This window comes from Kocuria sp. p3-SID1428 (genome assembly GCF_025149945.1).
Taxonomy (GTDB): domain Bacteria; phylum Actinomycetota; class Actinomycetes; order Actinomycetales; family Micrococcaceae; genus Kocuria.
In genome coordinates this window covers 1-14,356 of record NZ_JALXVH010000060.1, presented here as the reverse complement: position 1 = coordinate 14,356, position 14,356 = coordinate 1, and the positions used below count along the sequence as shown (strand labels likewise).

Annotated in this window: 14 protein-coding genes; 9 read left to right on the top strand and 5 right to left on the bottom strand. The window is 71.7% G+C overall.

Annotated features, from left to right (window positions below; genetic code table 11):
- A partial coding sequence (locus tag M3E84_RS11020) for a CoA ester lyase (protein WP_259896240.1) occupies positions 1–912 on the bottom strand: 912 nt, incomplete at its 3' end.
- Between the two features lie 213 nt (positions 913–1,125).
- Between M3E84_RS11020 and M3E84_RS11015 the strand changes: the two genes are divergently transcribed.
- The 3 genes from M3E84_RS11015 to M3E84_RS11005 all read left to right on the top strand — a co-directional run bounded on the left by M3E84_RS11015 (position 1,126) and on the right by M3E84_RS11005 (position 4,039).
- Positions 1,126–2,070 carry a hypothetical protein gene (locus M3E84_RS11015; RefSeq protein WP_259896239.1) on the top strand — a complete coding sequence of 315 codons (945 nt, stop codon included), beginning with the start codon at positions 1,126–1,128 and terminating at the stop codon, positions 2,068–2,070.
- A 211-nt stretch (positions 2,071–2,281) separates the two neighbouring features.
- Positions 2,282–3,238, top strand: coding sequence for a hypothetical protein (locus M3E84_RS11010; protein ID WP_259896238.1), 957 nt, complete (start codon positions 2,282–2,284; stop codon positions 3,236–3,238).
- Between the two features lie 123 nt (positions 3,239–3,361).
- Complete coding sequence (locus tag M3E84_RS11005) at positions 3,362–4,039, top strand: hypothetical protein (RefSeq protein ID WP_259896236.1); 678 nt, start codon at positions 3,362–3,364, stop codon at positions 4,037–4,039.
- Between the two features lie 25 nt (positions 4,040–4,064).
- Here the strand turns inward: M3E84_RS11005 and M3E84_RS11000 are convergent, their stop codons facing one another.
- Positions 4,065–4,592, bottom strand: a complete 528-nt coding sequence (locus M3E84_RS11000) for a mycothiol transferase (RefSeq protein WP_259896234.1) — start codon at positions 4,590–4,592, stop codon at positions 4,065–4,067.
- Positions 4,593–4,802: 210 nt separating this feature from the next.
- Between M3E84_RS11000 and M3E84_RS10995 the strand changes: the two genes are divergently transcribed.
- Positions 4,803–5,831: a hypothetical protein gene (locus M3E84_RS10995; protein ID WP_259896232.1), complete on the top strand. Its 1,029-nt coding sequence runs from the start codon at positions 4,803–4,805 to the stop codon at positions 5,829–5,831.
- Between the two features lie 26 nt (positions 5,832–5,857).
- Here M3E84_RS10995 and M3E84_RS10990 read toward each other — a convergent pair whose 3' ends face one another.
- The gene (locus tag M3E84_RS10990) at positions 5,858–7,027 is read right to left on the bottom strand and encodes a hypothetical protein (protein ID WP_259896231.1); all 1,170 of its coding nucleotides are present in this window, start codon (positions 7,025–7,027) and stop codon (positions 5,858–5,860) included.
- Positions 7,028–7,093: 66 nt separating this feature from the next.
- Positions 7,094–8,020: an N-acetylglucosamine kinase gene (locus M3E84_RS10985; RefSeq protein WP_259896230.1), complete on the bottom strand. Its 927-nt coding sequence runs from the start codon at positions 8,018–8,020 to the stop codon at positions 7,094–7,096.
- 120 nt (positions 8,021–8,140) lie between these two features.
- On the opposite strand from M3E84_RS10985, the gene M3E84_RS10980 reads away from it, so the two are divergent.
- Positions 8,141–8,608: an SRPBCC domain-containing protein gene (locus tag M3E84_RS10980; RefSeq protein WP_259896228.1), complete on the top strand. Its 468-nt coding sequence runs from the start codon at positions 8,141–8,143 to the stop codon at positions 8,606–8,608.
- A 627-nt stretch (positions 8,609–9,235) separates the two neighbouring features.
- The gene (locus M3E84_RS10975) at positions 9,236–9,619 is read left to right on the top strand and encodes an RNA-binding S4 domain-containing protein (protein WP_259896227.1); all 384 of its coding nucleotides are present in this window, start codon (positions 9,236–9,238) and stop codon (positions 9,617–9,619) included.
- Positions 9,620–9,716: 97 nt separating this feature from the next.
- Here the strand turns inward: M3E84_RS10975 and M3E84_RS10970 are convergent, their stop codons facing one another.
- Positions 9,717–11,171 (bottom strand): hypothetical protein, encoded by a 1,455-nt coding sequence (locus M3E84_RS10970; RefSeq protein ID WP_259896225.1) that lies wholly within the window; start codon positions 11,169–11,171, stop codon positions 9,717–9,719.
- 122 nt (positions 11,172–11,293) lie between these two features.
- On the opposite strand from M3E84_RS10970, the gene M3E84_RS10965 reads away from it, so the two are divergent.
- The 3 genes from M3E84_RS10965 (at position 11,294) to M3E84_RS10955 (ending at position 14,314) form a co-directional block, all read left to right on the top strand.
- The gene (locus M3E84_RS10965) at positions 11,294–12,661 is read left to right on the top strand and encodes an MATE family efflux transporter (RefSeq protein ID WP_259896224.1); all 1,368 of its coding nucleotides are present in this window, start codon (positions 11,294–11,296) and stop codon (positions 12,659–12,661) included.
- A 295-nt stretch (positions 12,662–12,956) separates the two neighbouring features.
- On the top strand, positions 12,957–13,838 hold the full coding sequence (locus M3E84_RS10960) for a universal stress protein (protein WP_259896222.1): 882 nt from the start codon (positions 12,957–12,959) through the stop codon (positions 13,836–13,838).
- 161 nt (positions 13,839–13,999) lie between these two features.
- A complete protein-coding gene (locus M3E84_RS10955) occupies positions 14,000–14,314 on the top strand; it encodes a DUF805 domain-containing protein (protein ID WP_259896220.1) in 315 nt (104 codons plus the stop codon).
- Positions 14,315–14,356 lie beyond the last annotated feature (42 nt).

The following is a 14,356-nucleotide window of genomic DNA, read 5'->3' as shown; positions in this document are numbered from 1 at the left end:
GCCGTCGGCCAGGACGCGTCGGGCTCGGGCGATCACGGGGGCGTCGACCATGGCTCCGTCCACGGCACTGGCTCCGTCGACCGCCTCGACGACCGAGCGGGCCCAGGCGAGCTCATCCTCGGTGGGGGCGAAGACCTGTGCCGCCTCGGCCACCTGTGCGGGGTGGATGCACAGCTTCCCGGTGAAGCCGTCCTCCCGTGCGCGCAGTGCCGCGCTGCGCACAGGCTCCAGGTCGCGGAACTCGGGGGTCGGGGAGTCCAGCGGGCCCGCGATGCCGCAGGCGCGCGAGACGGTGACCACACGGGCCATCGCCGCGGCCATGGTGCGGGAATCCGCTGAGCAGCCCAGGTCGAAGGCCAGATCCAGCGCACCGACCGCAAGGCGCACCACGGCCGGATCGGCCGCGATCTCCTCGAGGGCCAGCAGCCCGGTGGCCGACTCCACGGTGCCCACGATCCCGAGCTCGAAGCCCAGGCCGTCGCGCACCTCGTGGACCTGCTCGAGCGTCTCCAGCTTGGGGATCAGCACGGCGTCGAGCGGCTCGGGGGCATCGGTGCACCCCGGAGCGGAGGCTCCCACGGCGGCAGCGGCGGCCCGTGCCGAGCCGCTGTGCTCATGGGCTCGCGCGGCACGGCGCAGCGCGGCCAGATCGGCACGTCCCGCCTCGGTCTGCGGGCTGTTCACGCGCACAGCCACTGGTCCCTTGAGGGCACCGGCCTCATGGGTTCCGGTGAGCAGAGCGAGCAGGTGCTCGCGGGCGGTGTCCTTGTCCGCGGCGGCCACAGCGTCCTCGAGATCCACGACCACGCAGTCGGCGCCCGAACCCTGCGCCTTGAGCACTCGATCGGGACGCAGGGCGGGGGTGAACAGGGCGGTGCGGGCGGTCGCCAGCTGGGCGGGCAGCGTCGTCATGGCTCCAGGGTAGAGGGAGGGGTCCGTCCGGGGACATCCGAGGCAGCGGTGCGGGGAACCCGTCCTCGACCCATCCGATGTCATGTATCGAGATGTTGACTTCGCATTACCTCTGGTGTGTGCCGTGGTGATTTCCTGGGGAGGTCTTGAGTGCGTGAGGTCACCCTCATGGCCCCCGCACCGTCTGGTCGCCGTATCCCCAAGGAGCCCCGCATGAGCCTGGATCGTCATCTGCGCACCCCCCTGACCGTCGGCCTGCTGGCCCTCACCGCCACCTTCGGTCTCTCGGGCTGCGTGCCCACGGTCGAGGACGACTCCAGCGATTCGGGTCAGGCCGAGGAGGCCGAGGCCGCGTCCTCGGAGGAGACCCAGGCCGAGCAGGCGCCGTCGGAGGAGGCCCAGGAGGAGTCCTCCGACGATGCTTCCGAGGAGACCTCGGACGACACGTCGGACGAAGCCTCGGAGGAGGCATCCTCCGAGCCCTCGGAGGATGCCTCCTCGAAGGACTCCGAGGACGCCGCTCCGGCCGGCGACATGGTCGATGCCACCAAGCTCTCCGGCGACCCGATCTCCGTGGTTGAGGGCGAGGGCGACGGCACCGTCGAGATCCCCGAGCACAACGATCCCCTGGTGGTCGTCTTCGAGAACACCTCGGAGGAGGAGTTCAGCTACCTCTACGGCACGGCCGATCCGGGCCAGATGCTCGAGGGCACCGAGACCGGCGAGACCGTGATCTTCCTGCTCGACCCGTACGGCTACAACGGCGGGCTCGACTCGAACACCAAGAAGTGGAAGATGGAGGGCGACTCCAGCGACACCTTCAAGATCAGCTTCTACCCGCTGGACTCCGTCCCGGAGGTCAAGGACGGTCAGGGCGCGGAGGCCGAGGGCACCGGCATCTTCCGCTGGAACCTCGAGGACGACGGCTACTACGCGGTCGAGCACGACGGCGAGTCGAACTTCATCGTCCACGGCGAGTCCCCGGAGGACGACGGCTCCACCTCGCAGCTGGCCTTTAACGAGATCGGGGCGATCGACGGCGGCCTGGAGGTCGAGGACGGCGAGTACATCATCACCGTGGACGCCGACGGCAACTGGAGCTTCGCGCCCATCACCGAGGACGACTACGAGAAGAACTACGAGCCGGTCGAGGACTGATCGCTCGCGGGCGGGCGGTCCGAGCCCGCCGGGCTCTCGCGTGTTCGAGCAGCCTCGTTTGCGGAAGTAAAGGTTCGTCACATTCGCCCGCACGAGCACCAGGGGTTTGCGCCTGTACATTTGCGATGGTTAACTCTGGGGTGTCGGAACGAAGAGGACCGACAGGCACATCCCCCGAGCACCACCGATGACACGATCTCAGGAGGTCGTCATGAGCACGAATCGCACTCTCCGCACCCCGCTGACCGTCGGCATGCTGGCGGTGACCGCCGCCTTCGGTCTCTCCGCCTGCGTTCCCACCTCGGAGCCGGCCGTCGAGGAGACCGAGGCCACGCAGCCCGCAGCCGAGACCGAGCAGCCCGCAGCCGAGACGCAGGCCCCGTCCGAGGACTCGACCGACTCCGACCGGGACTCGAGCGAGACCCCCTCCGAGGACGCGGACGACGACGCGAGCACCGACGCCAAGGGCGCCCCCACGGACGAGGACTCCGAGGCCAGCGGTGAGGCCACCGAGGACTCGGATTCCTCGGGAAGCGCGGCCACGGGCGACACGGTCGATGCCGGCGCCATGAACGGTGAGCCCCTCGAGGTCATCGAGGGCGAAGGCGGCGGCACGGTCAAGATCCCGGAGCACGACGAGCCCCTGGTGGTCGTCTTCGAGAACACCTCGGACGAGGAGTACACCTACATCTACGGCGAGGCCGACAAGGGCCAGATGCTCGACGGCGCGGACTCGGGCGAGTCCTCGACCTTCCTGCTGGACCCCTACGGCATGAACGGCGGCCTGGACTCCAATACCTCCGAGTGGGACATGCAGGCCGAGGACGGCGAGACCTACACGATCAGCTTCTACGAGATGGACGCCATCCCGGAGGCCACTGCGGGCGACACCGTCGAGTCGGAGGGCTCCGGCCTGGTCCGCTGGAACTCCGAGGACGACGCCTTCATGGCCGTGGAGCACGACGGCGAGTCGAACTTCATCGTCCACGGCGAGTCCCCGGAGGACGACGGCTCCGGCACCCAGTACGTCTTCAATGAGATCGGCGCCGTGACCGGCGGCCTGGAGATCGAGGACGGCGAGTACATCATCGCGGTCGAAGCCGACGGCAACTGGAGCTTCACCCCGATGACCGAGGAGGAGTACGAGGCAGCCAGCTCCGGCTCCTGAGCTGGAGGCAGCAGGCCCCGAGTCCACCGATGGCTGACGACGCCGCGCCGCAGAACCCCAGCAAGGGGCTGCGGCGCGGCGTCGTCGTGCACATCTGGTGCCCGTGGTCAGTAGCCTGGCGGCATGTTCAGCCACCCCGCCGCACCCCTCCCGCCCCAGCAGCCGCAGGAATCGAAGGTCGCCGGCGATCCCGCCCTCGACGCCGACTGGGCTTCTGCTGCCACGGACTGGGAGCCGGAGACCCGTCCGGAGACTCCCGCGCAGTGGTCCTGGCTGCGCTGGGTGTGGGAGCAGCTCGACGGGATCCTGCCGCAGCTGCCGGCGGCGCCGCCCGGGGTCGCAGTTCCGGGGGCCGAGGACCCTGTGCAGGCCGACGAGGCGCTGCTGGATGCGGCCCTGGCGCTGCTGGCGGCCTTCCTGCAGGTTGCCGACGGTGAGGCTGAGGCCCTGTCCGGGGCGGAGGCCGAAGCCCCCGACGCCAGCCCGCTGCGCGGTGCGGCCGCAGTGGCGCGGGAGCTCGCCGGGCGCTGCGGCACGACGCTGAGCTTCGCCCAGCTGTGGAGCCTGGCGCGCCCGGGGGAGCTGCAGGAGGACCCCTGGGCCGAGCTGGATCCGACCGGGGCCGATCAGCTCCAGTACGGCGGTGCGGCGGACGTCGCGGGGGAGGAGGCCGTGAAGCGCCCCCTGTTCCCGCTCAGCTCCGATGACATCGCCTGGATCGTCTCCGGGTCCATGACCGAGGCCAAGGATCGCACCTGGCAGTGGTTCTCCGGTCTCTCTGCCGGGCCTGCGCAGGGCTGACCTGCGCTGAGCGGCCGGGGAGGCCTCAGAAGCCGATCGTCCAGCCGGACTCCACCAGGCCGCGGGCATAGGCGGCCTGGCCCACGTGGGTCGAGGCGTCCTCGAAGGTCGAGATCAGACGCACGCCGCGGGTCACGGGCGGGTCGTAGGAGTCGTCGATGACCTCGGTGAGCTCGTCGTCCGACAGCGAGGCCGCGTAGCGCGCTGATTCCTCCGTCACCTCGGTGAGGTAGGCGGCCAGCTGCTCGAGCGAGCTGGTGGTGACCGCGCCGACGTCCTGGGCCGAGTCGCCGAAGCCGAAGTCCTCGGCTCCGCGATCGATGCCCAGGCGCTGCCCCCACCGGCCTGCGCTCCAGACCTGCTCCCGGCCGCTGAGCTGGGCGACCTGGAGATCCTCCTGGCGGGCGGCGTGCCAGATCAGCCACACGATCGAGTTGTGGGTTCCGTCGGGCTGGGTGTGCGCCTCCTGGAGGCCCAGTCCGTCGAGCACGAGTCGTGCGGTGTCGGCGGGGCGGCGGGCGAGATCCTCGAGCAGCTGCTGGGCGGCGGTCATGGTTCCTCCTGCGGTCGGCTGGCCCCTGTCCTTCCGGGGTCGTCTGCCGAGCCTATGGCCGGGCGCCGACATGCGGGGCGGCCCGCGCTGCGAGCGTCATGCGGGGACATGCCGACACAGGTGTGTGCTTTAGGGAACGGATGGGGCAGGATGGAGTCAGAGCCGGACCCACCGGCATCCGCCGCATCACCGCGCAGAAGGAGCACCCCCATGAGCTTCCGGAAGTCACGGACCACTCAGCCGTCCCCCGCCGAGCATGAGGAGCTGGACGCCCAGCTCGTCGAGCAGCTGCACTCGAGCGCGCCCCGGCGACGACGCTCGCCGCTGATCCTCGGCGCCCTGTCGATCAGCGCCGGGCTGGCCCTCAGCGGCTGCGTGCCCTCCGGCGAGGAAGACCCCTCCGACGGCTCGTCCTCCTCCGAGGAGTCCCAGGGCGCGGATGAGTCCGCCGGTGCCAGCGAAACGGCCTCGGAGGGCTCCTCGGCCGAGTCCAGCGCCGAGTCCTCCGCTGAAGCCTCCGAGGAGTCGACGGACCAGTCCTCGGATGATGCTTCCGAGGACGCCTCCGAGAATGCTTCGGAGGCAGCCTCTGACGACCCGTCCGACGACTCCTCCGAGGACGGCGGCTCGGCCTCCGCCACGGGCGATGTGGTCGAGCTGTCCGGCCTGCCCGATGTGGAGCCGGTGCAGTCCGAGTCCGGCTCCGGCGACGGCGAGTTCGCCCTGGAGCACCCGGACGGCGAGGACGCGCCGGTCTACACCAGTCGCTCCGCCAGCGGGGACAGCTCCATCTACGCCTACTTCACCGGTCAGCGCACGGACGGTTCCACCACCTCCATGGGCGGCGTGGTCCCCGGAACCACCGGTGTGGGCTTCGAAGATCCCTACTGGATGGACGAGCGCATCACGGATGTGAAGGTCTCGGCCGAGGACGATGTCGAGTGGCAGTTCGACGTCTACTCGATCGACGAGATCCCGGACGTCAGCCCCGGTCAGTCGGTCAAGGCCGACGGCTCCAAGGTCTTCCACTGGACGGGCGAAGAGGCCGGCTCCTTCGACGTCCAGGTCGAGGGTGACGGCAACTTCATCGTCAAGGCCGAGACTGCCGATCCGGACGGCCCCACCGCCGAGACGATCTTCAACGAGATCGGCCCCGGCGAGGGCACCATGGAGCTGCCGGCCGAGGAGTACTTCATCACCGTGGAGTCCAGCGGCCCGTGGGAGTTCACCGCCCGGTGAGGCCTGCGCTGATCATCGTGGCCGTTTCAGAGGATGAAGCCCACGATGATCAGCACCAGGACCAGCGCCAGCGCGAAGATCCCCCAGTTGCGCAGCGTGGTGCGGAACTCGGCCTTCTCGGCCTCCGTGGTGGGCTTGGGCGTCTCATCGCCTAGGTAGCGGAAGTCGTAGGAGCGAGGCGGCTGGCCTTCGGTCGTGCCGCTGCCGGGGCCGTAGCCCGGGCCATTGCCCTGCTGGGCCTGCGGGACGTCCTCATCGGAGCCGGAGGGTCGGTCGAAGGCGGCGGTGCCCCCGCCGTCGAAGCCCACGGGCCGGCCGAAGTCCGGGGCCTGCGGGGGCTGAGTGCTCGCATCGCCCGACGGGCGCGACCGATCCGAGACAGGCTCATCGTCCGGCTCTCGACCCAGCATCGAGGCCAGGGCGGCATCGTCGTCCGAGGTCCACGACGGGGCGAGGTCGTCCTGAGGATCGCGATCCTGCGACCCGGACTCGCCCCGCCGCTCGGCGGCCCGCGGGGCGGAGTCGCCCCGGCGGTCGCGATCCTGTGCTTTGGGGTCGTCCTGGTGAGCAGGAGCCTGTGGCGTCGAGCTGCTGCCCGCCGCGGTGTCCCCGTCTGCGGGGGTCTGCTCGGCGCGCTGGCGTCGGGCTTGCCGATCGGCCAGGCCCAGGGCGTCGGTGAGTCGGCGCAGCCGGTCCTTGAGGGCGCGGCTGAGGCCCTTCTGCTCGGCGATCTGTACGGCTCGCTGGGAGACTCGGCCGTAGATGAGCCCGTCGTCGTCCACGCCCAGGTGCGCGGCCGCCTCGGCGGCCTCCACGGGAGGTGCCCCGGGGCTGGACTGCGCGGCCCAGCTCAGCAGCTGCACGGTCGCCGGCGTGCCGAGGGCCCGTGCGGCGGCGGGGCGCAGCGCCGGCGCGAACCGCAGCTCGAGGGCCTGGGTGCTGGCGGCGGTCTCGTCGTCCAGGAACTCGATCGCGCCGCTGTCCGAGAGGACGGCCTCGAGCAGCACGGCGGCCGCCACCCGATCCCGGGGCTCGGCCCCGGTGTCCGACAGGACGGCCCGCAGCCTCTGGCGGGAGGCCTCCGCATCCCGCGTCAGCGCGCTCAGGCGCTCCGGATCCGCCTGCGTGAGCTGCGAGGGCTGCGACAGCGCGCCGCCCGGCTGCTCGTGGGAGCCGCTGGAGCTATTCGGGGACACGATCAGCACCTCTTTCATCGGACGGGGGTGTGTGCCCCGAGCCTACGCGGGCGAGGGCGCCGGCGCTCAGGTCCGGGCCAGGCGCAGCGTCCCGCGCACCGGCGGAACCTGCAGAGGCTCCGGGGCGCTCAGCCCGGCGTCCGCAGCCTGCTCGGAAAGGGCCCCCACCAGGGTCGACGACGACCCCAGCCCTCCGCCCAGCACGACCGGGCCCGTGAGGCCCAGCTGCTCGCCGACGCCCGCCGCCATCTCGAGCAGATGCCCTGCGGCGGCCCCTAGCAGCTCGCGGGCACCGAGGTGGCCTGTGCTCGCGCAGCGATCCACCTGGGCGGCCAGCCCCGCCCAGGCTGTGCGCTCGAAGCGGTCGTGGAAGTCGGCGATCAGCTGCGTGCGGTCGCTCAGCCCGCGGGCCTCGAGCACGGCGCGGTCGAGCTCATCGGCCGGCTCGCCGGCATCGGCCCGTCGCAGGGCCCGGCGCACCGCCTCGCGGCCGACCCAGAAGGAGCTGCCTTCGTCGCCGAGCAGGTAGCCCCACCCGCCGCGGCGGGCCTCGGAGCCGTCGGCGGTGCGTCCCCAGGCCACCGAGCCGGTGCCGGCGATCAGCGCGATGCCCTCGTCCGCTCCTGCGGCGGCCAGCAGCAGGCGGGTGTCGTGCACGATCCGGAACCGTGCTCCGCTCAGGGCCCCCGCCGCCTCGCGCACGAGCTGCTCGAGGCGGCGGGCGTCGTCGTCGGTGTCCACGCCGCCAGCGCCGATCACCACGTCCACACGGCGGGCGGTCGGATCCAGCTTGGCCGCGCCCAGCTCGCCGAGCACGGCGGCCAGCCGCCGGCGGGCCTGGTCCCGGGGCACGTTCTGCACGTTGGAGCTGCCCGCGGAGGCCTCGGCGCCGACGACGAGCTCCGCGCCCGGTGCGGTCGCGGGACCGTCGGCGCGCAGACCGCGCGTGGAGGTCCCGCCGATGTCCAGGCCGATCACGGTGCGCTGCTGCATGCCTTCAGGCTAGTCAGGCCCTCCGCCGTTCCTCTGCGGGAGAACGCCGTTGTGATCCGCAGCGCAGAGTTCCTACTCTGGTCACACGAAAGTCCCCTGATGAAAAAGGAGCACTTCAGCATGACGACCACCGACACCTCCGTCACCGTCACTCGCGAGATCGATGCCCCGGCTGCCGAGATCTTCCAGATCCTGTCCCTGCCGGCCCGCCACGTCGACTTCGACGGCTCCGGCAACATCAAGAACGGCTCGGATCAGCGCATCGAGAAGACCGGCGACGTCTTCACCATGGACATGCACCGCGAGGACCAGGGCGGCGACTACAAGACCGACAACACGGTCACCGGATTCGACCCGAACAAGCTGATCGCCTGGAAGCCCGCCAGGCAGGGCACCACGGTCGAGGACAACGGCTGGGAGTGGGTCTGGGAGCTCGAGCCGCTGGGCGAGGACAGCACGCGCGTCACCCAGACGTACACCTGGAAGGACGCCAACCCGGAGATCCTCAAGAAGGTCCACTTCCCCATGATCTCGGAGGAGGAGCTGGAGGAGTCCATGAACCGCCTGGCCTCCACGGTCGCCTCCTGATCGGCTGACGCACGATCCCGCCCACGGGATCAGCGCACGACGGCGCCCCGGCTCCTGCGAGCCGGGGCACCGCGCTGTCCGGGGTGCCCGTCTTGCGACCCGGGGCGACTGAGGAGTCCGCGGGGAGTGGCTTACGCAGGGCTTCGGTGAGCGATGGTCTGCGTAAGCGACTCCTCGCGGGGGCGACGTGCCCGTGCAGCTGCGTCTGCCGTGACCTCGGAAGGCTCTGGAGGTGCCGGGAGCCAGGACATGCGAGGACCCCGGAAGCGTCGCGATCGCTTCCGGGGTCCTCGTCCTGGTCTTCGCGGTCCTACTGCGAGGTCGGCTTGCCACCGTGCTCTTCTCGATGGTTATCGCCTGCGCCGCATGCGAGCCGCCAGTGTGTTGATGACCCGTCTCCCGTTGTGCTGGGCTCGATCGTCAACCGGTTCGGCTGCTGCGGTCTGCTCCGGCCTTCACTGCGCGGCTTCTGCAGCCCTGCCCGTGTCGGTCCCGCTGATGGATGCCTTCTCCATTCGCACTCCCGTCTGTCGACCTGTGGTACCGCTGACGCTACTCCTGCCCTCGTGTGTGAGCAAGACCACATCGCGAAGAATTCTGATCGGCCCCGAATGGGAGGATGACGCCATGAGCACCGCGCCTGACAACGGCCCCGCCTCCGTCCGCCTGGACGTGTGGCTGTGGTCCGTCCGGATCTTCAAGACTCGCTCCGAGGCCACGACGGCGTGCCGGGCCGGGCATGTGCGGCTCAACGGCGCCTCCGTGAAGGCGGCGCAGGCGCTGCGCGTGGGGGACGCGGTCACGGTCCGACGCCCGGGCTGGCAGCAGGAGCTCGTGGTGCGCCGACTGCTGCTCAAGCGCGTGGGCGCCCCGGTGGCCAGGGAGTGCTACGAGGACCGCTCGACCCCGCCGCCGCCCCAGCTGCGCTCGGCCGTGCCGCAGCGCGACCGCGGTGCGGGGCGGCCCACCAAGAAGGACCGCCGCAAGCTCGAGCAGCTGCGCGGGTACTGAAGGGCAGAGGGCAGGCGCTGACGAGAGCCTCCCCGCGCATCCGAAACGGCCGGCGGCGGGTGCTTCCTGCGCGGCGCTCAGGCTGCGCGCGAGCTCCTCAACGGGCCTCGTCGTCGCGGCGGCGGGAGAGGTAGGACAGCAGCGACGGCGCATGGTCGTCGTGGCCGTAGATCTCGTCCATTGCATCGGCGGACGAGGGCGCGCCGCTGCTTGCAGGGCGTTCCTGGTCGAACGGCTCCTCCGAGCGCCCCGGACGCGACACCGAGCGCGGGCGCGGTGCGGGGCCCCGGTCCTCCCGACGCGGGCTCGGCTCGCCGGACTCGCGCAGGGAGCGCGTCCCCGAATCCTCGTGACCCTGGTGGCTGCGCTGGCCCAGGTAGGCGCGCAGCCCCTGCGGCTTCTCCTCGGCCGCCGCGGGGCCAGGGCGCTGACGCTCGCGGACGCTGCCTCGACCTCGCCCGGAGCGTCCCCGTTCCGGTTCCCGCTCCGTGGCGGCACCGCGACGCGCCTGCTTGGCACGGATCGCGCGCTGCACGGAGCGGTCGACCAACACCTCTGGGGGGCCGTCGTCTGCCGGGGCCCGCTCGGAGTCCCCACGGGCCCGACGACTCCCGCGGCGCCCCCGTCGCAAGGGCTCGTCGCGCCGCGGCACGGTCTCCAGCGGGGCGGTCTGGGGGCCGTCCTCCGGGTGCTCGCGGGGGTCCTCGTCGTCCACGTAGAGCGGCAGGGCATCGGTGGGGTCATCGTTGTCGGCGCGATCGACGCGACGGGTCGCGGCGATCCTCGCGGCCGTCGGCCGGTCCTCGCGGTAGCGGGGCAGCGCCGCGGTCGAGTCGAGGTCCTCGGCGCGGCTGCGGGCAGGCGCGGGCTCGTCCTGCCAGTCGTCGTCCCAGTGCTCGTCCTCCCAGACCTCATCCGGGGTGGACTCCGCCTCCAGGTCGGAGGGGCGCGGGCGGGCGCGGAGATCGCGGACGTCGCTCCAGGCCTGCCAGCCGCGCAGCAGCCGCCAGCCCAGCCACAGGATCGCCGCGATCAGCGCGATCACCCCGGCGCCGTAGCCGCGGGCCATCCAGGCCAGCATCACGACCAGCGCCAGGACGCCGCCGCCCAGAGGCGCCAGCGCGTACGGGGAGAGCTCGGGGAGCCAGCCCAGCGTGGGAGCGGACAGGCGGCGGCCGCCGAACAGCCCCACCCGCCAGCGGCGCACGCGGACGCCGCGCAGGACGTCGTCCTGCGCGCCGGGCTCCCACTGCGCGGAGCCGTGGGCGAGCAGGACGCGGTCCGAGCTGAGCAGCCCGGCCACGACCAGGTGCAGCCCGATGCCCAGCCAGGCGATCGGCATCCCGACCGCGAACCACAGGGCGATGATCCGCACGGGAGCCGGCACTGCGGAGGCGTCGTAGACGGTGAAGTCCAGGACGCCCCAGGTCAGCCACAGCAGGCCGACGCCGGCAGTGGTCGCGCGCAGTCCGTTGACCACGGCGCGCACGCGCAGCGGGGGCCACGAGGGGTGGGAGGAGCGCACGGGGCGTCCGCCGGAGGAGCGGGCCATCGCGAGACCTCCTGGGGGATGCGGGGCAGGCCGAAGGGCCCTGGATGGGTACTGTGGAAGGCTAGCAACGGGCGCGTGGAGCACGCGTTCGAAGACGATGGAAGACGACGGAGGCAGGACGGGTGCAGCGCAGCGATGTGCCGGGCGGCAAGGGGCTGAATCGGCGCATCCTGGGACTCGCAGTGCCGGCCTTCGGCGCCCTCATCGCGGAGCCGCTGTTCCTGCTGGCGGACACCGTCATCGTGGGGCGGCTGGGCACCGAGCCGCTGGCCGGCGTGGCCCTGGCCGGGGCGGTCGTCCAGACAGCCGTGGGGCTCATGGTGTTCCTGGCCTACTCGACGACTCCCGCGGTGGCCAAGCACCTCGGCGCCGGTCGCATGCGCGAGGCGCTGGCGGTGGGCCGCGACGGCCTCTGGCTCGGCGCGGTCCTGGGTGTGGTCCTGGCGCTGCTCGGCGCTGCCCTGGGACGGCCGTTGCTGCAGGCCATGGGCGGTCAGGGCGACGTGCTGGAGCAGGCCTCGTCGTACCTGTGGTGGTCGCTGCCCGGGTTGCCTGCGATCCTGCTCGTCACCGCGGCCACGGGCGTGCTGCGGGGGCTGCAGGACACCCGCACGCCGCTGGTCATCGCCATGGTCGGCGCGGTGCTGAACGTGGGCGTCAACGTGACGCTGGTGCACGGGGTCGGCATGGGTGTGGCCGGTGCGGCCCTGGGCACGAGCCTCACCCAGTGGGCCATGGCCGCCGTGTACCTGGTGCTGCTCGGGCGGCGCTGCCGTGATGAGGGCGTGGGCATGGCCGCCTCCCCGCGGCGGGTCGCCGGGCTGATGGGCGTGGGCTCGTGGCTCATGCTGCGCACCGTCTCCCTGCGCGCCGCGCTGATGCTCACGGTCGTGGTCGCCACTCGCCAGGGGGCTGAGAACCTCGCGGCCTACCAGCTGATCATGACCATCTTCAACGTCATGGCCTACGCGCTCGACGCCCTGGCCATCGCCGCGCAGGCGCTCGTGGGCAAGGAGACCGGCGCTCGCGACACCCGGGACCAAGGCCCTGAGGGCGATGAGGCTCGGGATGCCGTGCGCGCCCTGGTGCGGCGGATCGTCGTCTTCGGGATGGTCTTCGGCGTGGTCACCGGCCTCGTGGTGGGGCTGGTCCTGCCGCTGGCCGCGCCTGTGCTCACGCCCTCGCCCGAGGTCCAGCGGCTGTTCGCGCTCGGGATGATCGTGGTGGCCGTGGGGCAGCCGCTGGCGGCATGGGTGTTCGTGCTCGACGGCGTGCTGATCGGCGCCGGCGACGCCCGCTACCTGGCCCTGGCCGGCGTGGTGAACCTGGTGGTCTACCTGCCGATGCTCGCGGCCCTGGTGCTCGCGGATCAGGGCGGTGCGCTCGGGCTGATGCTGCTGTGGATCGCCTACGCGTTCGGCTACATGGGGGCTCGCGGGGTGACCCTGGGAATGCGCGCCCGAGGAGATCGCTGGCTGCTGCAGGCCTGAGCCGCCCCCGGGTGCCTCTTCGGCCAGTCGATGCGGGGGCGGTGGGGAATCGGCCAGTCGATGGGGTGGGGTCAGGGAGCCGCTGGGCCAGGTGCGGGCGCGCCGACGAGCTGCCTCGGCCGGGGCGCGCGGATGCCGTCGGTTGCCATCCGAACGGGTCCGGATGTGCGCGCTGTCATAGAATGGCAGCGGAGAGGCAGCCAGGAGCGGCGTCGCAGGGCGCACGGTCTCCGGGCCCGATCCACCAGGTCGCACAGGGCCTCTCCAGCAGCTTTCAGCGTGGAAAGGCAGAGCGATGACCCAGAAGATCCTCGTCGGCTATGACGGCTCGGAGTTCGCGGAGACGGCCCTGGACTGGGCCATCGAAGAGGCCAGGTCGGCCGACGGCGAGCTGATCGTGGTGGTCTCCACGGGGCGCCAGGTCATGGCAGATGCCGCGATCACCGGCCCGTTCCTGGAGCAGATCGAGGAGGAGGCGGAGAAGACCGCCCGCCGCGCCGTGCAGAAGGCCCAGGATGCCGGGGTCTCCGCCCGCGGCATCCTGGAGCGCGGCGACGTCGCCGGAGTCCTCGTCAACGAATCCCGGGACAGCTCCCTGGTGGTGCTGGGCAAGCGCGGCCGGCACGGTCTGCGCGGTCGCCTGGGCTCCGTCTCCGCCGCCACCGCCGCCCACGCAGAGTGCCCCGTCATCGTGCTTCCGGAGAGTTCCGATTCCTCCCAGGGCGACTTCACCGACCGCGTGGTCGTGGCCGTCGACAAGCTCGGGCTGGAGTCCCCGTCGGTCAAGCAGGCCGCCGAGTACGCCCAGGCCCACGGCAAGGGCCTCTCCCTGGTGACGGTGATCCCGTCCATGACCTCGCTGCCCTCGGGCTCGGCGGAGCTCGATCAGGCCGTCGCCGAGCAGCTCACGGAGCCGGCGCGGAACATGCTGCAGAAGGTCGAGGACGGCGTCGCCCAGCAGTTCCCCGGGCTGGGCACCAGCATCCACATCCTCTCGGGCCGTCCCGCCGACGCCCTCGTGCAGGCCTCTGCGTCCGCGGATCTCGTGGTGGTGGGCACGCGCGGCCACGGCGGCTTCCGCGGTCTGCTCATGGGCTCCGTCTCCCAGGCCGTCCTGGTCGACGCCGTGTGCCCCGTGATGGTGGTGCCGAACCGGGCTCAGGCCGAGGAGGGCTGAGCCCCAGCGATCGTCGTCCGGCCCCCGGGCACTGGAGCGGACCGGCTCCGGCGCTCGGCGAAAGGCCCTCATGAGCACGCCCCCGTACCCGCAGCAGCCCGGATACGGCGCAGGGGTCAGCAGGGGGTCAGCTGCCACAGGGCACCCACCCCGGTGAGCCCATGGGCCTCGGCTCGGTCATGAAGGACTACTTCAAGAAGTACGTCCAGTTCTCCGGCCGCGCTTCGCGCTCGCAGTACTGGTGGGTCTGTGTCGGGCTGGCCCTGGCAGTCGTGATGCTGTTCTACGGGCTGCTCCTGCTCTTCGGGCTGGCGACCATCGTCCCGTCGATCGCGATCACGGTGCGCCGCCTGCATGACACCGATCGCTCCGGCTGGTGGTACTTCATCTCGTGCGTGCCGTGCGTGGGCGGCATCATCCTGCTGGTGTTCACCCTCATGCCCTCGGATCCCCGGGGCGCGCGCTTCGGCGCCTGAGGCGCCCCGGCGGCTGCGCCGTCATGACCTCGCACTACAGTG